Origin of the sequence: Vibrio sp. 1727 (assembly GCF_033344415.1) — a bacterium.
Lineage (GTDB): Bacteria > Pseudomonadota > Gammaproteobacteria > Enterobacterales > Vibrionaceae > Vibrio > Vibrio alginolyticus.
Window position 1 is genome coordinate 255,192 of sequence record NZ_JAWPOT010000002.1, and the last position, 21,762, is coordinate 276,953.

The following is a 21,762-nucleotide window of genomic DNA, read 5'->3' on the forward strand; positions in this document are numbered from 1 at the left end:
AGCCATTAAGATTACTGGCCTTGCGCGACTTGATCTTGCCAATCTAATGTCGAGAACCAGTATTCATAACGTTGTTTTAACCATCCATCTTGGGTTCTTGCTTCAATCCATTTATTGAAAAAGGCCTTTTTATCTTCTTCCCCCAAACGAACTGCAAAGGCTTCGTTACCTTGTGATAGTCGCTCAGAGAATGGAAGGAATAGTTTGTCGCTGTGTTTCACTGTCTCATGTTCTGGTTTTGGGCTAGAAGCAATGACCGCGTGGGCGTTACCATTCAGCACCTCTTGGAACGCTTGTGCGTCGTCATCGAATTGCAGGATCTTCGCTTTCGGGAAGGTTTCTCTGGCTACTTGAACGGTGAATGCGCCGCGACGAGCCGCAATTTTTACGCGTCGTGAATCAAAATCCGAAAATTCGCTAAAACCAGAGGCGAGTTTTTTGTTTGCTGCTACTTGAACGCCTGAGTGCGAGTAGGGCTCAGTAAACAAGACGCTTTTGGAGCGTTCAGGCGTAACAGACATGCCACCAATGATCACGTCGAACTTTTTCGCCAGTAATGCGGGAATAATGCCATCCCATGCAGTCGGTACGAATTCCACTTTCAAACCTGAATCTTGTGCTAAGCGTTTGGCCACATCGATTTCAAAACCTATTAACTCACCTTGCTTGTTACGCATTGCCCAGGGTACAAATGTTGACATACCAACGCGCAAAGTGCCTCGTTCTTTGATTTGATCTACATTGGGTGTGGCAACATCTTCTTTCGCGATTGTAGGCATAGCGATGGCTAGCCCTAATAATGCAGTAATGGTCGCTTTGAATAACTTCATGTTATCTCCTTATAATTTGCGCCAACTGGCTCCGAGTTTGTGTTCTAGCCATGCAGACAAGCCAGAAAGTGACAGAGTGAGAGCAAGATAAATTGCTGCCACGGTAAACCAAATTTCAAATGGCATCGCCGTCTCTGAGACGATGTTGCGTGCCTGTGTTGTTAGATCAAAAATCGCCATCACGCTTACAATGGAAGAGTTTTTGATCAAAGAAACCACTTCATTGGTTAATGGCGGTAATGTGCGCTGTAAAACCTGAGGCAAAATTACGTCTTTGTAGGTGTAAAACGGTGATAGTCCGAGAGTTTGTGCTGCTTCGAATTGCCCTTTAGGAATACTGTTTAAACCTGCACGGAATATTTCCGCGGTGTAGGCACCTTGGAAAAGGGATAATGCCAAAACGGCGGTGCTGAATCGGTCCAAACCAATCACGGGGCCAAACACGAAGTAGAGTAAATAGATTTGCACCAACAACGGCGTGTTACGTATTACTTCGACGTAAGTTGTACCAATAATATTGCCGACTTTCGAATCGCTAAGCCTTAGTAACGCGGTGACCAACCCTAATACTAAGGTAAAAAATAGACTAATAGCCGAGATGTTAAGCGTGACCAATAGCCCATCAATAAGTTCTGCCGGCCACCATTCGCCATCTTCATAAAAAGCGATGTAATCAGGTACGCGCTCCCATTGCCATTGATAGCCCATAGCGTCGGCACCAGAGTCCAACACCCACACAATCGCGATGAAGAGGAGCGTCATTTGCAGTAAAGCTTGAAGGACAGGTTTGATTACGCGAACTATCATCAGTAACTTAAAATTTGGTTCAAAAATGCTTGGGTGCGTGGATGCTGTGGTGTCTCAAATAAGGCGACTGGAGAGTTCATTTCCACGATTTGGCCTTCATCCATAAATACCACGCGGTTCGCTACTTTTTTGGCAAATCCCATTTCATGCGTGACGCAAATCATCGTCATTCCGCTTTGAGCCAGCTCAACCATGACATCCAACACTTCGTTGATCATTTCCGGATCAAGCGCTGAAGTTGGCTCGTCAAACAGGAGTAAATCCGGTTCCATACACAAGGAGCGGGCAATCGCGACGCGTTGCTGCTGACCGCCGGAAAGCTGGATGGGGTATTTGCTCGCTTGTTCTTCAATATTGACGCGCTTGAGGTAATGCCGTGCGCGTTTTTCAGCTTCTTGTTTTGACAATTTGAGTGTGCGAATCGGCGCTAAGGTAAGGTTTTCCAGTACAGTTAAATGAGGAAAAAGGTGGAAGTGCTGGAACACCATGCCGATTTTGCCGGGCTTAAGGGATTTTGCATGAGAAGGCTGGTCGAACACATGAAGTTGGCCTTCTTGAATCGATTCAAGATGATTGATGCAACGAATGAGCGTTGATTTTCCGGAACCTGAAGGGCCACACACCACGACGATCTCGCCAGAATGCACGGAGAAGTTGATGTCTTTTAGAGCGTGGTAATCGCCATACCACTTGTTTACGTCGCTAAACTCAACGACGGGAGTATTCTCTTTCAAAGGGGCACGCTATAACGGAAAAATATCCTTTTACAATAGCAAGTTGTGCGCATAATTTCATTAAGAATAAGCTAATGTTTAGGCGATGATTTTAAGACTCTATTCAGATCGATTACAAGATACATCCATGTTTCTTTAATGTTGGTGCAGTCTAGAGTGTGACTAACTCAGTTCAACGAGATACGGATAACGAACAACAATCGCAACAACAGACATAACCATTAGTGTCTGTGCAGAATAGTAGGTCACCATGACAACTTGTCGTGAAAATATTGACCGTCCTCCAAAGCGTTCGAAAGCCAATACGATGCCAGAGATAATAAAGATAAAGCTTCCGAGCACTGCAAAAGAGGAGGATTGTGTTTTCCCACTCAAATAATACTCGATCGAAGCCCAGCACATAGTCATCAGTACCAATATATAACTAGCAACTGGCCGTTTTTCTTTACCGAGATCCGGTCGGAACAACCAGTAGACGCATATACCGAGTCCGAACAAGGCAATTGGGAGCCAAGGTGTAAAATGCCACGCTGACATGATGGCAAAACCATAACTATAGGAGAGATGGGCAGAGCAAAAGAGCACTAATCCTGTAATGAACTTGTCTCTAGGGAGCATTAATAACACGTCACCAAGCAACGAGAGCGATAAGCCAATCAAAATCCAATGCGCATATGGCATTGGGTAAGCCGGGGACTGAATTAAAATACCAAGCATACAGAGCACTGGTAATGGTTTAGAAACGTAAAAGAGCCATTTAGAGCCTTTACGGATACTGATGATATGTATGAATGCTAATACGACAACAACTAGCCACATAAAGTGTTTTCTCGAACAGACAAAATTATGTAGTACATCACTACAACAAATCAAAACTTAATTAACGAGTTAACTCGTTCTTTGATCTCAATTATTTTTATTTGTGTAAAGCTGGACAGTTGTCTCTTTACTAACCAACGCGGCCGATTTTTTGTCTGGAGGGAATCGTTGTTTTTAGAAGCCTCCTCGTTTTGAACGTGATGTGGCTTACAAAATAGCATAAAAAAACGGTATTGTGACTGTTAAGTCACAATACCGTTAAACCCTAGGAAGGGCAGTGAAGAATTGTTGCAGTTATGAGACAGCTAACTCTAAGATTTCTCGGCTACGTTCAAGTGTGATCGCCTGGTTTTCACCTAAAACAGTCATGCCGTGTTTGTTTAGTTGATCAATGATGGCATCGATAGCTTGTTCACGGCTCTCACCATAGTTTTCGAGCTTAGTTGCGACATCAAGTTGATGATAAAACGCTTCGATAGCTTCGATTGTGCGCTCTGCTAAATCCTCACCTGCTTCAAGAGCAAATACGTTGCGACCCATTTGTTCTAACTTAGGGCGCTTAAACTGCATTTGGTTACGAAGTAACGATGGTTGGACAATTGCAAGAGAACGCGCATGATCAACGCCCCATAGAGCGGTTAATTCATGGCCGATCATATGTGTCGCCCAGTCTTGTGGAACGCCACTACCAATTAACCCATTCAATGCTTGGTTAGCAGACCACATTAAGTTTGCGCGCCACATATCGTCGTCTCGTTCCGCAAACTGTTCTCCGAGTGTTTTTAAGGTTTTCAGCAGTGTTTCTGCGTAACCATCTTGAACCATTGCACCGGTAGGAAGCGTCAAGTATTGCTCACATACGTGCACCCATGCGTCAACAATGCCGTTGATAAGCTGGCGTTCTGGCAGTGTTTTCATTACATCTGGGTCTAACACGGCAAATTTTGGCTGCACTGCTGGAGACATGAACGGAAGTTTGTCTTGAGTTTCTTTTTTAGTGATAACTGCGCCCATGTTTGACTCTGAGCCTGTTGCTGGCAATGTCAAAATTGCAGCTAGAGGCGTCGCTTCAGTGACTTGGTGCTTACCAATCATGATATCCCAACCATCACCATCATACTTTGATGCCGCTGCTACGTATTTGGAGCCATCGATGACTGAACCACCACCTACCGCTAAAATAAAGTCAACGCCATGCTCTTTTACCATTGCGACTGCTTTATCGAGTGTTTCTTTGGTTGGGTTTGGTTCAACACCTGAAAACTCTAGCCATTCATGTCCCTCAAGAGCTTCCGCTACTTGGTCGTACACGCCATTTTTTTTGATGGAGCCACCACCGTATACCACTAAAACTTTTTGGTCGGATGGGATAGCTTCTTTGATTGCTGCGATTTGTTTTTGACCAAAGAAAATCTTGGTTGGGTTTACATAAGAAAAGTTCATTATTAGCCCTCTTGCTTCCAGTGAAGGAGATTGAATACATGCATATTAGTCCTGATTAACGATGGTTAACAGGTCGATTTCTGCAAATAATTTGCCTATTTCTACAAAATTAATGCTCTTGAGCTAGAAAGTTAAAGTCGAGAGGAAGTATAGTGCTCGAAACGATAATAGAGACCAAACTCGTTGGTCATTGATGGAGCGCTCTAATGCACACTCTCGCAGATATCATGCAGCAATATGTTGAAAAGCAGGGGCTGCATGATCTAGAAGGTATGAAGAAAACAGCGATAGATGGCGTATGGTTTTATCGCAGTAGCAAAGGGAATCATCGCCAGCCGTTTGTCTATCAGTCCGGCATCATCGTATTGGGTCAAGGGCATAAGAACATTCATATTGGTGATACACCAGTGCAATATGGGCCCGATGATTACCTTGTTGTCGGGGTTCCCATGCCACTAGAGTGCGAAGCGTTTGCGACAAACAATGAGCCTTTACTTGGCATTTCGATAGATATTTCGCCAACGCTTCTTCATAAACTCGTTAAAAAATTAGAGGGTGAGAAATTCAGTAATAAGTGTCTGGATGCGACCCGTTGCGGCCTTAAGTCGGTACGTATGAATGAAGGTATGTTGGATGCGTGCAAGCGGTTAATGAAAGCAATGTGTGACGAGCTTGATGTCATCATGCTTGGCGAGCTGCTTCTTGAGGAAATTGTGTATCGTACTTTGGTGAGCAAAGAGGGGTATGTTTTATTTGACCTAGCACATCAAGAAGGTTCTTACGCGAGGGTAGCTAAAGCACTAAATCGTGTACATCAAGCGTATCACGAACAGTTGAACGTACAAGCATTGGCTGAAGAAGCCAACATGAGTGTGTCTGCTTTCCATCAAGCATTTCGCAATGTCACGCTTGAATCTCCGTTGCAATATATTAAGAAAGTTCGACTTAACAAAGCGCGCGAATTGATCCAGTTAGAGGGGCGACGTGTTAATGATGCAGCGAGAATGGTTGGGTACACGAGCCCATCACAGTTTAGTCGCGAGTACAAGCGGCATTTTAATGAAACGCCAAGGTCAACAAAGGCTTAGTGATCTTTGTTTCAAAATGGCGACTTTTTTTACCTTTTTTATTAATTTGCGAGTGACATATTTATTTAAGTTATAAAATTAGTTACTGGTGCCAAATAATAGGTACGTTGTTGCAATCATTTAGTGGATTGTTGCGAGGCGGTGTGGAAAACTCGTAAATAGATAGTGTGAAATCACCAACTTGTACTTAAGTTATTTTACGTCGAAATAAAAGTATAGATGCGCTTCGTTTAGCGCATTTAGTATTGTTTTAACAATAACTTAAGGAAGAGCGATTATGCACCTTAAAAACGGCAATGCAGTGAAAAACGTGTTCACACTAAGCACACTCACCGCTTCTTGTCTTATGGCCTTCAATAGCTACGCAGCAGTTGACTGTGCCCCTCTAGAAACTTGGCAATCATCAAAAGTTTATAACGGTGGCGACCAAGTTCAGCATGAAGGTAATGCTTATAAAGCGCGTTACTGGACGCAAAACAACAATCCAGCGCAATCTGGTGAGTGGGGCGAGTGGGAAACACTTGGCGCTTGTGATGGCACTGGACCGGTTGATCCACCTCAGAATGAAGTCCCGACGGTTACTCTGACATCGCCTTCTGCGTCGGCTTCTGTGACTGCGGGTGATGTTGTTAACCTAGCTGCAGATGCGGCAGATACTGATGGGACTGTTAGCAAAGTAGAGTTCTTTGTTGATGGTGTATTAGTTGGTCAGGCAACGTCTGCGCCGTATGCTGCATCGTGGACAGCAACTGAAGGACAGCACGAGTTCTCTACCAAGGCCTATGACGATGCAGGTGCCGTTAGTACGGCAAGTGTTGTGACGTTAACTGTGGCATCAGCGCAACCTGGTAACGAAGCGCCGACAGTGGATGTCGTGCTTTCTGCGAACTCTATTGACCTGGGTGGTTCCGTCACACTGACTGCAAATGCTACGGATGCGGATGGTACCGTTGCTAAAGTTGATTTTTATGTTGCAGGTGTGCTTGCTGGCACTGCTACAACAGCACCATACACGCTGGATGTAACCCCTTCACAAGCTGGCTCATTAAGTGTTTATGCGAGAGCAACCGATGATGCTGGAGCAACAGCAGATTCTGCACTTGCAACGTTAACGGTAAACGGCGGCGCAGTGACATCTAATTGTCGTCCTGATGGTCTTTATCAAACAACGGGTGTAGATGTTCCTTACTGTTCTATTTATGACGAAGAAGGCCGTGAGAAAATGGGGGCTGATCACCCACGTCGTGTAATCGGCTACTTCACCAGTTGGAGAGCAGGTGACGACCCACAATCGACTTACCTTGTTAAAGACATTCCTTGGGAACAACTTACTCACATTAACTACGCGTTTGTGAGCATTGGTTCTGACGGCAAAGTAAACGTTGGCGACGTAAATGATCCTAACAACCCTGCTACAGGTAAAACTTGGCCAGGCGTTGAGGTAGATCCTGCGCTTGGTTTTAAAGGTCATTTTGGTGCACTAGCAACTTACAAGCAAAAACATGATGTTAAAACGCTAATCTCGATTGGTGGTTGGGCTGAAACGGGCGGTCACTTCGATACGAACGGCGATCGTGTAGCTGATGGTGGCTTCTACACCATGACGACGAATGCGGACGGTTCTATTAATCATGCTGGTATTGAGAAGTTCGCAACTTCAGCCGTTGAAATGATGCGTCAGTACAAGTTCGATGGTCTGGATATCGACTATGAATACCCGACGTCAATGGCTGGTGCTGGTAACCCTTACGACAAAGGCTTCATGGAACCACGTCGTCAGTATTTATGGGCGTCTTACCAAGAGCTGATGAAAGTATTGCGTGAGAAACTTGATGCGGCATCCGCGCAAGATGGTGTTCATTATATGCTGACTATCGCAGCACCATCTTCAGGTTACTTGCTACGTGGGATGGAAACCTTCGATGTAACTAAGTACCTAGACTACGTAAACATCATGTCTTACGACTTGCATGGGGCTTGGAATGATCACGTTGGTCATAACGCGGCTTTATTCGATACAGGTAAAGACTCTGAGCTAGCGCAGTGGAACGTATACGGCACTGCTGCATACGGTGGTATCGGTTACTTGAACACAGACTGGGCTTACCATTACTTCCGTGGTTCTATGCCAGCAGGTCGTATTAACATTGGTGTTCCTTACTACACCCGTGGTTGGCAAGGTGTTACTGGTGGTGAAAATGGCCTTTGGGGCCGAGCGGCACTACCAAACCAAGCAGAGTGCCAACCGGGCACAGGTGAAGGTGAGAAGAACAACTGTGGTCACGGCGCTATTGGTATCGACAACATGTGGCATGATACCGACCCTAAAGGAAACGAAATGGGCGCTGGTTCTAACCCAATGTGGCATGCTAAGAACCTAGAAAACGGTATATGGGGCTCTTACGCAGCTGCTTACGGTCTTGACCCAGTTAATGATCCTTCAGATAAGTTTGTTGGTACTTATACTCGTCATTACGATAGCGTTGCTGTAGCACCTTGGTTGTGGAACGCGGAGAAGAGCGTATTCCTATCTACGGAAGATAAAGCTTCTATCGAGGTGAAAGCCGATTACGTTATCGATAAAGAGATCGGCGGTATCATGTTCTGGGAACTAGCCGGTGACTACAACTGTTACGTACTGGATGCAAATGGTAATCGTACGGCAGTAGATGCAACTGAACAAGCTTGTGCGGCGGGTAATGGTGAATACCACATGGGTAACACTATGACCAAAGCTATCTACGACAAGTTTAAGTCTGCGACGCCTTACGGTAATAAAGTAGCGACTGGTCCAACACCAACTGAAGCAGTAGACATTACTGTTAGTGTTGGCGGCTTCAAAGTTGGCGATCAAAACTACCCAATTAACCCGAAAATCACGTTTACGAACAACACTGGTCAAGCGATCCCTGGCGGTACTGAATTCCAATTCGATATCCCAGTATCTGCGCCGGACAACGCGAAAGACCAATCAGGTGGTGATTTGAAAGTAATTGCTTCTGGACATACTCGAGCAAACAACATTGGTGGCTTAGATGGCGTAATGCACCGTGTGTCGTTCTCTCTACCAGCATGGAAAGACTTGCCGGCGGGCGGCACTTACGAGCTTGATATGGTTTACTACCTACCAATCTCTGGTCCGGCTAACTACTCAGTGATTTCTGGTGGTAAAGAGTTTGCGTTTAAGTTTGAACAGCCAGCTCTACCAATTGGTGATCTCAATGCGGGCACGGGTGGTGGTACCACTGAACCAGGTACGTGTGATACAACAGGTTTAGTGACATACCCAGCTCTGCCACAAACGGATTGGGCAGGTAATCCAAGCCACGCTAACCAAGGTGATAAGATCATCCACAACGGTGTGGTTTATCAAGCGAACTGGTGGACAGCGGCTGAACCGGGTACAGATGGTAGCTGGTCAACGGTATGTAACATCTAATTATTATGGATTATTTGTTATAGCCTAATGTTTACAGGCACTTAAACAAAAGCGCACGATGATTATCGTGCGCTTTTTTGTTGTGATAGTTTGTCGTTTAATCGAATTGGTAACTTTCAGGTATGACGACAATACCTTTGTCTGAGATTTTAAATCGCTTCGCATCTTCAAGTTTGTTGATGCCAATTTGAGTATGTGGCGGAATACGAACATGTTTATCAACTATGCAGTTGACCAACTGACTTCCTTCACCGACTTCTACGTCATCAAAAATGATGGAATCGACTACCGTTGCACTATCTTGAATGCGTACATTAGAGGAAATAATGGAGTGCTGTACCGAGCCTCCGGAATTGATGACACCGGTAGCAATGATGGAGTTAATAAAAATGCCTTCATTACCCGTGGCCGACGATACAGTACGAGCTGGTGGAAACTGCGGCTCGTAAGTACGAATCGCCCAATTAGACTGATAAAGGTTCATTGGCGGCACAGGTTCTAGTAGATCCATATTCGCTTCATAGAAGGAATCAATGGTACCCACGTCGCGCCAATAGCAATCTTTATCGACGCGCCCTTTACTGCCACAGAATTGATAAGCGTAAACGGATTCGGTATCAATTAGCTTAGGTATGATGTCTTTTCCGAAGTCATGGCTTGATGAATCGAGTTTTGAGTCTTCTTCAAGCGCTTCTTTCAAAACATCCATATCAAAGATATATATTCCCATAGAAACAAGGCTTCTGGTCGCGCTTCCAGGAAGAGTAGGTGGGGTTTCAGGTTTCTCTATAAACGAAGTAACGAGCCCGTTTTCTGTGGTGCCCATTACACCGAATGCTGAAGCATCCTCTACGGGAACATCCATACAGGCAACGGTGAGCTTAGCACCTTTCTCTTTATGCTCTTCAAGCATTGCGGCGTAGTCCATTCGATAGATATGATCGCCGGATAACACAACCACATACTTTGCATCATTTCGCGATAGCAACCACATGTTGTGATAAATCGCATCGGCGGTTCCTTCATACCATGCACCACCTTTGCGCATTTGTGGTGGAACAGCAGTAATGTACTCGCCTAGCTCTGGATTGAATATCGACCAGCCGTCTCGTAAGTGTTTTTGAAGTGAATGAGATTTATATTGGGTTAAAACAAGGATCTTGCGTAAACCCGAATGTAAACAATTGGTTAGTGTGAAATCTATAATTCTATATTTTCCGCCAAAAGGTACGGCTGGCTTGGTTCTGTCATCGGTGAGTGGGCTGAGTCTAGACCCCATCCCTCCTGCTAAAATTACGGCGAGTGCGTCTTCCATAATATTCCCTTTCCCTTTTCTGACATGCATCAAAACGGTGCTAACCTGAAGGAGGTGGTATGCAACGCAGAGGTTTTGAAAAGCATGTGCTAATGTGCTTATTAGTGAAAAGTCTACTACAAGAATCGAGCCATAGAATATCTCCTTAAAAATCAAGGAGGTTAAAATTTCACTGTAAGACAACTGCACCATATTAGTGAAGCGCTAAATAGCCCGTGCATCAAATTGGCGCAAAATTGTAGAAAGGAGAGGTCAACAAGTATGGATTTACAATGTAAAGTGGCTACAAAACAAGAAGATAAATAGGGTTTTCTAGCTTAATAACTATGGCTAAACAAGGCTTAGGGTTAGCGTCTTAACTCTAAAGGTCTAAAACAGGCGCGTTGATGTAAGGCAAGAGAGCTTTGTATCAACAATTCAAGAGTAGAAGGCCTGAGACAACTCTTTTCACAGTTGTTGAGAGTGAGTGGATAGGTAAGTAGACCACTCACTTAATGAATATGCTCACTTCACTGATAGCGATACGTTATCACTGCACTAAGAGAGACCGATGATATTTCCTTCATCATCAAGATCTAAATTCATAAATGCGGGTTTATCAGGTAAGCCTGGCATCGTCATCACGGTACCAGATAATGCATAAACGAATCCTGCGCCCGCACACAAGCGCAGCTCGCGGATTGGGACGGTAAAACCAGTTGGTGCGCCTTTGACTGCGGAGTCTGTGGTTATCGATAGTGGTGTCTTCGCGATGCAAACCGCTAAGTTGTTAAAGCCTAATTGCTCAAAATGTTTGAGCTGTTCAGTCGCGATAGGAGTCATTTCTATATTGGTTGCTCCATAGCCCGCTTCACATACTGCCATGAGCTTTTCGAGTAATGATTGCTCTTTGTTGTATAACGGACAAAACTCTACAGGCGTGGTACACGCATCAATAACATGTTGAGCTAGTTCCGTTGCGCCTTGTCCGCCTTGCGAAAAAGCGGTGCTGATGGCTACTTTAACTTCTGGATTAAATTGGTGAATCAGCTCTTCAAGAGCTTTAAGCTCTTTCACACAATCTTGTGGAAACTGGTTAATGGCAACGACAGCAGGTAAACCGTATTTATGAACGTTATTTATGTGCCATTTTAAATTTTCAAACCCAGCCTCCAATGCTGCTTGGTCCGGATTAAAAATGGAATCTGGAATAGCCATACCTGGCCGTAAATCGTAGTGTCCAGAATTCGCTTTGAGGCCGCGTAATGTTGCTACGATCACTACACAGTCAGGAGCTTTGTTGGCGGCAGCAGCTTTAATGTTACACGCTTTCTCAAATCCCATATCCGAACCAAAACCGGCTTCAGTTACCGTGTAACCTGACAGTTTTAGCGCAATATCGTCCGCGATAATGGATGAATTTCCATGGGCGATATTTGCAAATGGACCTGCATGGATCAACGTAGGAACACCTTCTAGAGTTTGCATCAGTGTTGGTGCAATCGCCTCTTTTAGTGTTACTGCCATTGCTCCTGCAACTTGTAGATCTTCCGTGGTGACCGGGTTTCCGTTCAAATCGTACGCTACGACAATTTTCCCGATACGTTGGCGTAAATCTTTTAAATCTTTGGCTAGTGCAATGATAGCCATTAACTCAGAAGCGGCTGAAATATCGAACCCTTCGTCACGCTCGAAACCATTAATGTTTTTCCCTGCATCATTGAGGCCAATTTTGACTTTACGTAGTGCACGATCATTATGGTCCATCACTCGTTTCCAAGTAATACTTGCCGTGTCGATTTTAAGTGCTCTTAACCCGGTGCGTGATTCAAAGGCATCATAACCCTCGCGTTGCTCATGGAACAAGCGAGCGTCAAGAGCGGCTGAAGCAAGGTTGTGCGCCGCTGTCACTGCGTGAATGTCACCAGTAAGGTGTAAGTTTAACTCTTCCATTGGAGCTACTTGAGAATAACCACCGCCCGCTGCGCCACCTTTAATACCGAAGACGGGTCCCATCGAAGGTTGCCTTATACATGCAATAACAGATTGATTAAGCTTTGCTAAACCTTGCGCCAGTCCTATCGTCGTAACGGTTTTTCCTTCGCCAAGAGGAGTCGGCGTGATCGCAGTGACGAGTACAAGTTTACCGTCATCATTTGCTTTGAGTCGTTCCAAACATTTTGGGTGGACTTTGGCTTTGTGCTTCCCGTGAGTGTCATACTCTTCGGGCAATAGTCCTACTTTTTCCGCGATAACATCAATAGAAGAAAGTGGTGTGTTTCGGCAAATTTCGATATCTGACTGCATGGAGAATCCCCAAAGTGGCACACAGGTAGCGTTGAAAAACTACCTGAGTTATAACGAGTATTATTGTGAGGCAAAGGTCTGCTTGGTGATGGTACTGTTTCGGTTAGGCTTGTAAAGAGTTTACTGCTTCGTATTGTGCGACATACTAACGAAATCTACTCGTTATAGTGCTAGATAAAACAAAAAGGCCACCAAATGGTGACCTTGATATATTTTTAGCTTTAAAGCTGTCGTTTTAACGATCCCAATAAGTCTCTTCTAAGCTATCTTCTCGTTCAGGAAGCGCTCGCGATAGGCGAGGAGAGTGCTGCGTCAACACTTCATAGCTTACTCGGTTTGCGTATTTACAAATCTGAGAAAGTGAGGAGTAGGTTAAGCATCGTACTTCGTGCTTTTCTGAGTTAGGCACTTCTTTTTGGTGGAAAGAGTTTGCTGCCATGTCATGCAGTAAGGCTGAAAGGGCTGCATCACCTGCACCATTAGTGTTCTTAATCTCTAATGGTCCACCAAGGTAAGGGCCGATGTGAGAGTATACCTTCATTGGGTTTTGACAGTCTTCTTTACGCATCGCACGACTAAACTCGTACTGGTTAAAGGCTTCGAGGGAGCTTTCAAGGATGTCGTGTGTGGTTTCTCGTTTTACTTTCTCGTCGGTGTAACCAGCCATGTACAGACCATTTGGTCCTGCCGTACACAGTACGAGATCAACCCATTCAAGTGCTTTATCAGCAGCAGCTAGCGGCTCTGTTTCACCTGTTAGCGCCGCACCTTCTTCTTCATTCATAGCGACAACAGAAATGTTTTCGCGAATGTATTCTTGCCACCACTGTGCGTTGCCTTCGATAACGTACTTCGTCCCTAACGTAAGTACAACAGGCACATCGTGCTTCTTAGCAAAGTCGATCGCTCTTTGTACCGCTTTAGGCATTGGATCTTCTTCTTTACCACGCATTAGGTAAGAAGAAACAACCAGGGCTGATGCTTTCTCAAAGATCTCTTCAGGAATGCTTTCCGGAAGTAGTTGATTCATATGACCTTCGTTGATAGCAAATGTACGCTCACCGTCTTGAGAAATTAGGGTGTAGCAGCGACCAATAGGGCCATCTACCGTTTGTAAATGGTTAAGGTTCATGCGTGAAGACGTACGGCAAAGGTAGCGGTAAGCAAAAGAACCGACTTGAATGTTCTTAGACATCACACCGAGCAAAACGGATTTGCTATCGGCTAAAACTGAGTAGTTGTGAAGAGTATTGCCAATCGTGTCACCTGGGTATTGGTGTGTGATCAGGCCTTGCTCAACCAGTTCTTCGTAAAGAGCATCTGCTTTGCTTTCTTCAAGAACGAGCGAATGTCCTTTACTCAGGTTGTATTTCTCTAAAAACGCGTCATCTACACGTGCTTCGATATCTACAATGGTTTGACCGACACCAACAATAGTTGGGCGATATAGCTTAGGTGCCTGTCGGATTTGGTTTACTAATGGATCTCGAGCGTGAGTTGGGAAGTAGTGTTTAGATTTACGCTGACCAGGAAACTTCATGCTTGTTCTTGAGTGAGAAAAAAAAAGAGGCGGGATTGTATCACAAAAAAATGAAAATCGTAGCGATTTATTACAAAGAAGTCTGCTCGCTGAAAAAATCAGCGAGCTGAGTAAATAGCAACCAAAGCAGCTGCAATTTATGAGGCTTGTCGTATTGCAATGGGTTGTTTTTTAAACTTGTTGCTCAGCAGCGCCCGGAAAGAGCCTGCTCCGCGCTAACTAAATTTACCCGCGTTACTTTTTCACTTCAGTTGGCTCAACGTAAGCCTTGGTACCCCAAAGTGGGACTGTCGAAAGGCTATGCTTAAAACTACCATCGGTCTCTTTTGTTGTATAAGACAAGTAGAGTAAGGTTTGGTTATCGGCATCATAAATACGGCGAACCTTCATTGTTTTGAAGAAAATGCTTTTTGACTTCTTAAATACAATTTCACCGGACTTACTCTTATCTATTTTTGCAATCATTTCCGGTGTGATTTCGCCAGTCTGACGACATGATATTGAGCTATCACTTGGATCTGCTAAGCTGAAATCCGCTTCGATAGAGGCGATGTGACATGTGACACCTGTTACCACCTCGTCTTTCAACTCACCGACTTTGATGTCTTTCAAAGTAAACCAACCGAGCCCCACGTCAGCAACATCGTTATCTGAACAACCAACTAGAGTAGTAGCAAGCAATGCACTTAACAGCATCTTTTTCATTATTTTTGTCCTTAACTAGGAAAGATATTGATGAAATCTATCAGAGGTTTGCACCTAAAACAAAATTTAGCCACGGAAAGGTCTATGTGCGCTAGGTTTGTTGCGGGCTTCATGCTAATGTACTGCTCTAAACGAAGGTATCAAGATGAATGAACAACAGTTAGCCAGTATCGAGCGTAAAAATACATGGCTGTATGATCTGGTCGAAGTTGAATTTCCGACACCAGAGAGTTTGAAAGGGCGCGATGTCTATTTCAAAACGCTAGAAAAAGCAACGTATCAAGTAGTCGACAAAGACACACTACTGGAAAGTGACTCTGAATTTAACCCCGACGATATTTTTCTGGTCGATTTTCATCGACTGACCATTATGTTCTCTATCTTGCAATCTCAGCGCTGGGAACAGCAGTATGATAAAGATATGATCATTGAATATCTGACACAGATTATCCTCACGCCAGATTTTGAATTATATGTTGGTTTTAAATCTGGAGTCCCAATTGGTGCTGCTATTGTTAGCCATCTCGAAGGAAATACACTCATCTCTGATGTTGCTGTTTCTGAATCAAAATACAAAAGCTCGTTTGTGGCTGATCTGGCTAAAAGACTAAGCACCGAGCAAAAACTGTTAGACTCAGTGGTTATCGAAAACTAACTTACACATCAATGTGCATAAAAAGTAAAGCAAGATGACGTTGGGTGATCTTGCTTAGAAAAACTGTAATTGCTCCCTTCTATTTCCATGAAATGCCAAGCTCGTCGTTTCAACAATCCCAAACTCAAATAAGATTAATCCAAACATTCTTAAAATCAGCTTGGGCTTGAGCCTTTAAGACGTCTGGAGATGGCTATGGCAATTACCAATATTAAGTGCGTGATATTTGACTGTGATGGTACGTTGGTCGACAGCGAAAGACTGTGTTGCCAAGCGCTCGTCAATGTATTTAACCAGCATGGGGCTGAGTTAACGATGGAAGAGTGCGTTTCTCACTTTAAAGGAGGAAAGCTCGCTGACATCCTTTTAGATACTAAAGAATTGAAAGATATCAAAGTCCCAATTGATGTTTTAGAGCCGCAATACCGAGAAGAAGTCCAGTCTCTTTTTGTGCGTCACTTACAGCCGATGGATGGCGCAAAACGATTAATTCAGTTTTTGGATTCGCATAATATCGAATATTGTGTGGCGTCTAATGGACCTAAAGATAAAATTGAATACGCTTTGGAGTTAACCGGTTTACTCGATGCTTTCCGAGGGAAAGTGTTCTCGGCATTCGATGCGAATAGTTGGAAGCCTGAGCCCGATTTAATCATGTACAGTGCTATGAGCATGGGCTTTTTACCAAGTGACTGTCTTTATATTGATGACACTCCTAAAGGAGTTGAGGCGGGACTAAACGCCGGTATCAAAACGGTGCAGTTATTTAATGGTGAAGCTATCAATCGTGTTGATGACGAGCGTGTAATTCGCATCCATCATTTAGATGAATTAAAAGAGCAGCTGTGTGGCTGCTCTGTTTGACCTATTAATGGCAAACCGGACTCAAGCTGTGGATGTGCTTAAGTTTAGACTGTAGGTAAGGCGTTTGATGTAGACATTGGATAGATGAGAAGTTTTTTGTATGAAATCCGCAAGCAGCGCATGTGAATTTCTCGCCATCCGATGAAATGAGATATTCATCTCCTTGGCAGAGTGGGCAATTCAGGTTCTCTATGTCTTTTGTGTCTTTGTAATTATTCATATTGTTTTCCAGCAGCAAATTGGAATTGGCAAGATCAAGCATAGCGGAACGCTTTGTTTAAGAACATTATTTCATCCGGTACAGCGAGAACTTGAGATTCACTTCAAATATCCACTTGGATGTCGTAGAAAATATCGAAGGTAATAGTTGAACACGGTTTAAAGAAAAGGGCTCCTTAAGGAGCCCTTGTTGATCATAAGTTCCACAACGTTATGCGGTGCGGTAGCGTTGTAATATCTCACCAAGAGAAACGGAGGCTTGCGTGAGATTAGCGACGCCAGCGGTAGATTGCTCCGCCACTTCTCTGATTGTGCTTGATTGACTACGAATTTCTGAAAGTTCCGATGCAATATCGTTAGCCACTGCGCTTTGTTCTTCAGCAGATGTGGAAATCTGAATGCTCATGTCCATTAATGAGCGTGCTGACTCGGCAATAGAGGTAACATCATGGCCGATTTCATCAATAAGCTGGCTGCTGGTTTGAGCTTGCTGAACGGTTCGGTTGGTGATTGAAGCAATGTTCTGACTCTCTATTTGAAGCTTCTCAATCATGGCTTGGATCTCTACTGTTGCCTGTTGAGTTCTGCTTGCTAATGTACGTACTTCATCGGCAACCACTGCAAATCCACGACCTTGTTCACCAGCACGGGCTGCTTCGATTGCTGCGTTTAGTGCCAACAGATTAGTTTGTTCTGAAATGGCGTTAATCGTTGTGATCACGTCATTAATCTGCGTCGTATTCTCGTTTAAATTGGTTACTGACGTAGAGGCTTGTTCAATATAGCTAGATAACGTCTCTATCTCGCCAATCACGTTTTGTACACGGCTTCTGCTTAGTTCGATCTTCTGGGCATCTTGGTCTGACTGCGTCGTTGCTTGTTGAGAAATACTTGATACCTCCTTTGCAGAGGCTGTCATTTCTTCCATTGCCGTCGCGACTGAATCAAGCGTTTGATATTGATGAGATATCTGGGTTTCACTCAACTGCATATCTTTTTCGAATGCAGAAGATGTCTCGCTCAACATCGTTGCATTATTTTTAACACTATTAACCAGTTCACTTAAGGTATCCATAGACTTGTCTAGCGCACAGCCGATGGTACCGAATTCATCTCGACCAGGGTGAAAACCAAGACGAGAGGTTAAGTCACCGTCACCAATTTTTTCGGTTGTTGTATATAAAACCCACAGAGCTCCTCCGATAAACGTTGCCACCCAGTGAGAGAATAGGGCAAAAGGAATAACCCATAAGAAGCTGAGTAATAGTGACGATAGAGCTGATGATTTTACCGATTCGTATTGTGTGGACACATTTTGAGTCAGCTTAATCACTTCTCCAGAATGCAACTTGGCATAAGCGGTGACAGACCCATCGACAAAAGAACTCTCGCTTACGCGGTTCGATTTCGATACGCCGTCAATTTCTGTAGCGCGGTTTGATTGAGCATCAACGATACCAGAAAGCTTCGCTTCGCTCGCCGAGATGGCTTGCTGCTCAAATTGTTGTATTTCATTGAAGTAGCGGCTTCCAGCCACTGAAGTGAGGGCTACTAAAAATAGTAGGAATATAACCCACATTTTGTCGTTGATAGACATCTTGATAAACAGCCTGTCTATCGTTCTAAACTCAACTTCTCTCATTTAAAGCTCCATTAGAGATAAAAGATATTGACCAAATCTATTGCTATATCGAAACAAAATATGCGAAGTTAATCAGCAAAATATGTAACGAATACTAAATTTAGTTTAAGAAATGAGATCTAAGGACGCCTATAACAGTATGTTATATCTTTAAATTGACATGAATGTTGATAAAAGAGTCATTTCTCTAAAGTGTTAAGTGGATATGAAACCTAATTGCAATCGTTTACTTTTGATTATGCTCATAGGTTTTTAAATCTTTACTTCTCGCTGTCATGAATGTGTCATATAAAGACTATAAAAAGGAGTTGCTGATGTGGATATGGCAAGAGCCAGGCCGTCAGCAAGTAAAAGCAAGAGAGCTTAAAATAAAGGAGGTCACAATGAGCGACCAATACCAAAACGATGAGAGCCTAGAGCTGCTAGATGCGCTTGAAATTGGCATTATCTTGTCGGAATACGTTGGCTCAGACAACGAAGCCGAATAGCGGAACACTCTCATCTCGTCGTAATTGACGTTATACTAGGTTCATGTCACACCAAGCCCTAGAGGCCAAAACTGGCGTCGAATGAACTTTCTAGCCCACCTGCATATCGCAGAACACAGTAACAGCCATTTATTGGGAAACTTGCTTGGAGACTTCGTAAAAGGAGATCCAAGCAAGCTGTATGATCGCGATATCTCAAATGGCATCAGATTACATAGATTTGTTGACCGTATTACTGACCATCATCCAATCGTCAACGAATGTAAGCCTCATTTCACTGGTGTTGCGAGACGTTTTGCACCTATCGCTTTAGATATGTTTTGGGATCATTGCCTCGCAAAACACTGGAACGACTTTCACTCCGTGTCTCTCGAACACTTTGTAAAAACGGCATACGAGAGAGTAAACCGAGAGGTTCATGAACATTTGCCGCCACGTTTTTTGGTGCTCCACAGCAGAATGTGGCATGGCCGATGGCTTCAATCCTATCAAGATCTAGACAATATAGAATTTGCACTACATCGGATGTCGCAAAGAAGTCCTAGGATGGCAGACTTAACCACAACATTTAAAGTGATTGAAAGTGATTACACCGAATTAGAAGAGAAGTTCTCGTCACTTTATCGAGATGTTTTGCGCCAGTCGTATGATTTTCAGCAACAGCTTAATGACTCAACTCAATGAGATAGAAAAGTAGTATGGCTTTAGGGGCTCTGGTAAACTCTGCGCTCCAAAAATAATGAGGTTACACATGTCTGTTAATTTTGCTGATTTAGGCATCGAACAAAAGCTAATCGAGACGCTAGGCAATCTAAATATCGTGACGCCAACACCAGTGCAAGAAAAGTCAATTCCACACGTCCTTGCAGGAAAAAACTTACTTGCTGCTGCACAAACTGGTACGGGAAAAACGGCTGCGTTTGGTTTACCTATCATACAAACCGTTCAGCAAAAGAAACTTAACGGCACACCTCAAGCATTGATTTTGGTTCCAACACGCGAGCTTGCACAGCAGGTATTTGATAATTTGAATCAGTACTCGGCAGAAACAGAACTTCGCATTGTGTGTGTTTATGGTGGTACAAGCATTGGCGTACAAAAGAGAAAGTTAGAAGAGGGCGCTGATATTTTGATTGCCACGCCAGGCCGCCTTTTGGATCACCTGTTTAATGGTAACGTAAACATCTCTGAAACTGGTATGCTCGTGTTAGACGAAGCCGACCGTATGTTAGATATGGGATTTTGGCCTGACTTGCAGCGCATCTTCCGACGTTTGCCTGCTGAGAAACAGATCCTATTGTTCTCTGCGACATTTGAGAAGCGAATCAAAACTATTGCGTATAAACTCATGGAATCGCCAGTTGAAGTCGAAGTTTCACCAGCAAATACGACTGCTGAAACGGTAACACAAATGGTTTATCCAGTGGATAAAAAACGGAAACGTGAATTGCTAGCGTACTTAATTGGCTCGCGGAATTGGCAGCAAGTGCTTGTATTTACAAAAACGAAGCAAGGCAGTGATGAGTTAGCGAAAGAGCTCAAGTTAGATGGCATCAAAGCGGTTTCTATCAACGGCGATAAATCACAAGGCGCCCGCCAAAGAGCTTTGGATGAATTTAAACAAGGTAAGGTGCGTGCTTTGATTGCAACCGATGTGGCAGCACGAGGGTTAGATATTCAAGAGCTAGAACAAGTCGTGAACTTTGATATGCCATTCAAAGCAGAAGATTATGTCCATCGAATTGGCCGCACTGGAAGAGCAGGAAAGTCAGGTTTGGCGGTTTCTCTGATGAGTAGAGATGAGGAGTACTTGTTGCAAGCTATCGAGAACCTGCTTGATCAACGCTTACCCCAAGAATGGCTGGCAGGTTTCGAACCAAGTCTTGTAGAAGAAGTTGAGCCTGAACAAAATGGGGGTGGGCGTCGTCGTAGTCGTTCATCTGAGAAGCGTAAGCTAAAAGCAAAATTGGCGATTCATAAGAATCGTGGTAAATCACGTAGCTCTCGCTAAACCGCGCAAACTTTTGTTCTTACATAGTCAGGCTGTTTTTGCCTCTTCATAGACGTCTAACGTTTGGGGGATAGCAAGTAGGTACCCTTGATACATATCGAAACCGAGCTTTTTCATTAAGCGAAGTTGATGCTCGGTTTCAATTCCTTCGATAACGGTTTTAGAGCATAACGCTTTTGCGAGTGATAATGCATCGTTAAGCGCTTTAAAATCACCGTTTTCATACCTTAGCAATAAAGAGCGATCCATCTTGATTATATCTGGGCAAACGCTTCTCACTCGCTCAGTTGTCGATGCATTGACGCCATAATCGTCGATCGCCAATTTAAACCCGCCTTGGCTTAATTCACGAGCTGCTTGCGACAAAGAGAGTTCATCCTCCACCTTCAATTCAAGTAACTCCATGACGATTTGTTCATTCATCAAATGCGATTCATAAATGGTTTGTTTTAGCAGTCGGTTATACGTGATGTCTTTGACTAGTATCTCTGCCGCTACCGGTAATACATTGAGAAACAATTGTTTTGTGTGAAAGCGAGACTGAGAGAAATTTTTGATATGGATTAGGCGACTTAAGCGTTCAACATTGAGCAAATCTTGAGTGGGAGTCGCTTTGGATTGGAAAAACTGATCTGGCCTAACCATGGTGCCATTGGCATTGCTAATTCTTACCAGTGCTTCAAGGCCAACGATAGAAATATCGTTCTTATATATGGGTTGAAAGACACTGCGGAGAGTGAAGTTCGCGTATTTCGCAATATACTGCCCGTCGGCTTGTTTCCGGATGCAACTAAGTAGTTGCGAGATGCTCATCATTGTTACCACAACCTAAATCAATGTCTCAACATCAGCGTTATCGCGCTAATTTTTCTATTTC

18 protein-coding genes are annotated in these 21,762 nt (G+C 43.9%); 7 read left to right on the top strand and 11 right to left on the bottom strand.

Annotation, left to right across the window (positions count from 1 at the left end; genetic code table 11):
• Nucleotides 1-11: 11 nt before the first annotated feature.
• The 5 genes from R8O10_RS03495 to R8O10_RS03515 form a co-directional block, all read right to left on the bottom strand.
• Complete coding sequence (locus R8O10_RS03495) at nt 12-830, bottom strand: transporter substrate-binding domain-containing protein (RefSeq protein WP_318191102.1); 819 nt, start codon at nt 828-830, stop codon at nt 12-14.
• Between the two features lie 9 nt (nt 831-839).
• A complete protein-coding gene (locus R8O10_RS03500) occupies nt 840-1,637 on the bottom strand; it encodes an amino acid ABC transporter permease (RefSeq protein WP_238959052.1) in 798 nt (265 codons plus the stop codon).
• A complete protein-coding gene (locus R8O10_RS03505; protein WP_203345420.1) occupies nt 1,637-2,371 on the bottom strand; it encodes an amino acid ABC transporter ATP-binding protein in 735 nt (244 codons plus the stop codon). Before R8O10_RS03505 ends, R8O10_RS03500 begins: the two co-directional genes overlap by 1 nt.
• A 162-nt stretch (nt 2,372-2,533) precedes the next feature.
• Nucleotides 2,534-3,190 carry a lysoplasmalogenase gene (locus R8O10_RS03510; protein WP_005376394.1) on the bottom strand — a complete coding sequence of 219 codons (657 nt, stop codon included), beginning with the start codon at nt 3,188-3,190 and terminating at the stop codon, nt 2,534-2,536.
• Nucleotides 3,191-3,484: 294 nt separating this feature from the next.
• Nucleotides 3,485-4,633, bottom strand: a complete 1,149-nt coding sequence (locus tag R8O10_RS03515) for an iron-containing alcohol dehydrogenase (RefSeq protein WP_017634188.1) — start codon at nt 4,631-4,633, stop codon at nt 3,485-3,487.
• A 206-nt stretch (nt 4,634-4,839) separates the two neighbouring features.
• On the opposite strand from R8O10_RS03515, the gene R8O10_RS03520 reads away from it, so the two are divergent.
• A complete protein-coding gene (locus R8O10_RS03520; RefSeq protein WP_017634187.1) occupies nt 4,840-5,721 on the top strand; it encodes an AraC family transcriptional regulator in 882 nt (293 codons plus the stop codon).
• Between the two features lie 277 nt (nt 5,722-5,998).
• The gene (locus R8O10_RS03525) at nt 5,999-9,160 is read left to right on the top strand and encodes a chitinase C-terminal domain-containing protein (protein WP_318191103.1); all 3,162 of its coding nucleotides are present in this window, start codon (nt 5,999-6,001) and stop codon (nt 9,158-9,160) included.
• 97 nt (nt 9,161-9,257) lie between these two features.
• Here the strand turns inward: R8O10_RS03525 and glgC are convergent, their stop codons facing one another.
• The 4 genes from glgC to R8O10_RS03545 all read right to left on the bottom strand — a co-directional run bounded on the left by glgC (nt 9,258) and on the right by R8O10_RS03545 (nt 15,006).
• Nucleotides 9,258-10,475, bottom strand: coding sequence for a glucose-1-phosphate adenylyltransferase (glgC, locus tag R8O10_RS03530; RefSeq protein WP_025767797.1), 1,218 nt, complete (start codon nt 10,473-10,475; stop codon nt 9,258-9,260).
• 537 nt (nt 10,476-11,012) lie between these two features.
• Entirely contained in the window at nt 11,013-12,761 is a 1,749-nt protein-coding gene (locus R8O10_RS03535; RefSeq protein WP_213880732.1) for a formate--tetrahydrofolate ligase, read from the bottom strand.
• A gap of 235 nt (nt 12,762-12,996) precedes the next feature.
• Nucleotides 12,997-14,301: an inosine/guanosine kinase gene (locus tag R8O10_RS03540; protein ID WP_005376376.1), complete on the bottom strand. Its 1,305-nt coding sequence runs from the start codon at nt 14,299-14,301 to the stop codon at nt 12,997-12,999.
• Nucleotides 14,302-14,535: 234 nt separating this feature from the next.
• The gene (locus tag R8O10_RS03545) at nt 14,536-15,006 is read right to left on the bottom strand and encodes a CreA family protein (protein WP_005397614.1); all 471 of its coding nucleotides are present in this window, start codon (nt 15,004-15,006) and stop codon (nt 14,536-14,538) included.
• Between the two features lie 145 nt (nt 15,007-15,151).
• Here R8O10_RS03545 and R8O10_RS03550 point away from each other — a divergent pair, with 145 nt between their 5' ends.
• Nucleotides 15,152-15,661 (top strand): hypothetical protein, encoded by a 510-nt coding sequence (locus R8O10_RS03550; protein WP_005376378.1) that lies wholly within the window; start codon nt 15,152-15,154, stop codon nt 15,659-15,661.
• Nucleotides 15,662-15,856: 195 nt separating this feature from the next.
• Entirely contained in the window at nt 15,857-16,525 is a 669-nt protein-coding gene (locus R8O10_RS03555) for an HAD-IA family hydrolase (RefSeq protein WP_047103569.1), read from the top strand.
• Nucleotides 16,526-16,955: 430 nt separating this feature from the next.
• Here the strand turns inward: R8O10_RS03555 and R8O10_RS03560 are convergent, their stop codons facing one another.
• On the bottom strand, nt 16,956-18,386 hold the full coding sequence (locus tag R8O10_RS03560; protein ID WP_318191104.1) for a methyl-accepting chemotaxis protein: 1,431 nt from the start codon (nt 18,384-18,386) through the stop codon (nt 16,956-16,958).
• Between the two features lie 314 nt (nt 18,387-18,700).
• On the opposite strand from R8O10_RS03560, the gene R8O10_RS03565 reads away from it, so the two are divergent.
• The 3 genes from R8O10_RS03565 to R8O10_RS03575 all read left to right on the top strand — a co-directional run bounded on the left by R8O10_RS03565 (nt 18,701) and on the right by R8O10_RS03575 (nt 20,885).
• Nucleotides 18,701-18,874 (top strand): hypothetical protein, encoded by a 174-nt coding sequence (locus R8O10_RS03565; protein WP_017820948.1) that lies wholly within the window; start codon nt 18,701-18,703, stop codon nt 18,872-18,874.
• An 81-nt stretch (nt 18,875-18,955) separates the two neighbouring features.
• On the top strand, nt 18,956-19,558 hold the full coding sequence (locus R8O10_RS03570; protein WP_053303599.1) for an ACP phosphodiesterase: 603 nt from the start codon (nt 18,956-18,958) through the stop codon (nt 19,556-19,558).
• Between the two features lie 67 nt (nt 19,559-19,625).
• A complete protein-coding gene (locus tag R8O10_RS03575) occupies nt 19,626-20,885 on the top strand; it encodes a DEAD/DEAH box helicase (protein WP_213877320.1) in 1,260 nt (419 codons plus the stop codon).
• Between the two features lie 27 nt (nt 20,886-20,912).
• Here R8O10_RS03575 and R8O10_RS03580 read toward each other — a convergent pair whose 3' ends face one another.
• Nucleotides 20,913-21,701 (bottom strand): EAL domain-containing protein, encoded by a 789-nt coding sequence (locus tag R8O10_RS03580; RefSeq protein WP_017820946.1) that lies wholly within the window; start codon nt 21,699-21,701, stop codon nt 20,913-20,915.
• Between the last annotated feature and the right edge of the window lie 61 nt (nt 21,702-21,762).

Coding starts and splice junctions, on each gene's coding strand:
- R8O10_RS03495 (WP_318191102.1), bottom strand. CDS start 830: ATGAAGTTATTCAAAGCGACCATTACTGCATTATTAGGGCTAGCCATC.
- R8O10_RS03500 (WP_238959052.1), bottom strand. CDS start 1,637: ATGATAGTTCGCGTAATCAAACCTGTCCTTCAAGCTTTACTGCAAATG.
- R8O10_RS03510 (WP_005376394.1), bottom strand. CDS start 3,190: ATGTGGCTAGTTGTTGTCGTATTAGCATTCATACATATCATCAGTATC.
- R8O10_RS03515 (WP_017634188.1), bottom strand. CDS start 4,633: ATGAACTTTTCTTATGTAAACCCAACCAAGATTTTCTTTGGTCAAAAA.
- R8O10_RS03520 (WP_017634187.1), top strand. CDS start 4,840: ATGCACACTCTCGCAGATATCATGCAGCAATATGTTGAAAAGCAGGGG.
- R8O10_RS03525 (WP_318191103.1), top strand. CDS start 5,999: ATGCACCTTAAAAACGGCAATGCAGTGAAAAACGTGTTCACACTAAGC.
- glgC (WP_025767797.1), bottom strand. CDS start 10,475: ATGGAAGACGCACTCGCCGTAATTTTAGCAGGAGGGATGGGGTCTAGA.
- R8O10_RS03535 (WP_213880732.1), bottom strand. CDS start 12,761: ATGCAGTCAGATATCGAAATTTGCCGAAACACACCACTTTCTTCTATT.
- R8O10_RS03540 (WP_005376376.1), bottom strand. CDS start 14,301: ATGAAGTTTCCTGGTCAGCGTAAATCTAAACACTACTTCCCAACTCAC.
- R8O10_RS03545 (WP_005397614.1), bottom strand. CDS start 15,006: ATGAAAAAGATGCTGTTAAGTGCATTGCTTGCTACTACTCTAGTTGGT.
- R8O10_RS03550 (WP_005376378.1), top strand. CDS start 15,152: ATGAATGAACAACAGTTAGCCAGTATCGAGCGTAAAAATACATGGCTG.
- R8O10_RS03555 (WP_047103569.1), top strand. CDS start 15,857: ATGGCAATTACCAATATTAAGTGCGTGATATTTGACTGTGATGGTACG.
- R8O10_RS03560 (WP_318191104.1), bottom strand. CDS start 18,386: ATGAGAGAAGTTGAGTTTAGAACGATAGACAGGCTGTTTATCAAGATG.
- R8O10_RS03565 (WP_017820948.1), top strand. CDS start 18,701: ATGTGGATATGGCAAGAGCCAGGCCGTCAGCAAGTAAAAGCAAGAGAG.
- R8O10_RS03570 (WP_053303599.1), top strand. CDS start 18,956: ATGAACTTTCTAGCCCACCTGCATATCGCAGAACACAGTAACAGCCAT.
- R8O10_RS03575 (WP_213877320.1), top strand. CDS start 19,626: ATGTCTGTTAATTTTGCTGATTTAGGCATCGAACAAAAGCTAATCGAG.
- R8O10_RS03580 (WP_017820946.1), bottom strand. CDS start 21,701: ATGATGAGCATCTCGCAACTACTTAGTTGCATCCGGAAACAAGCCGAC.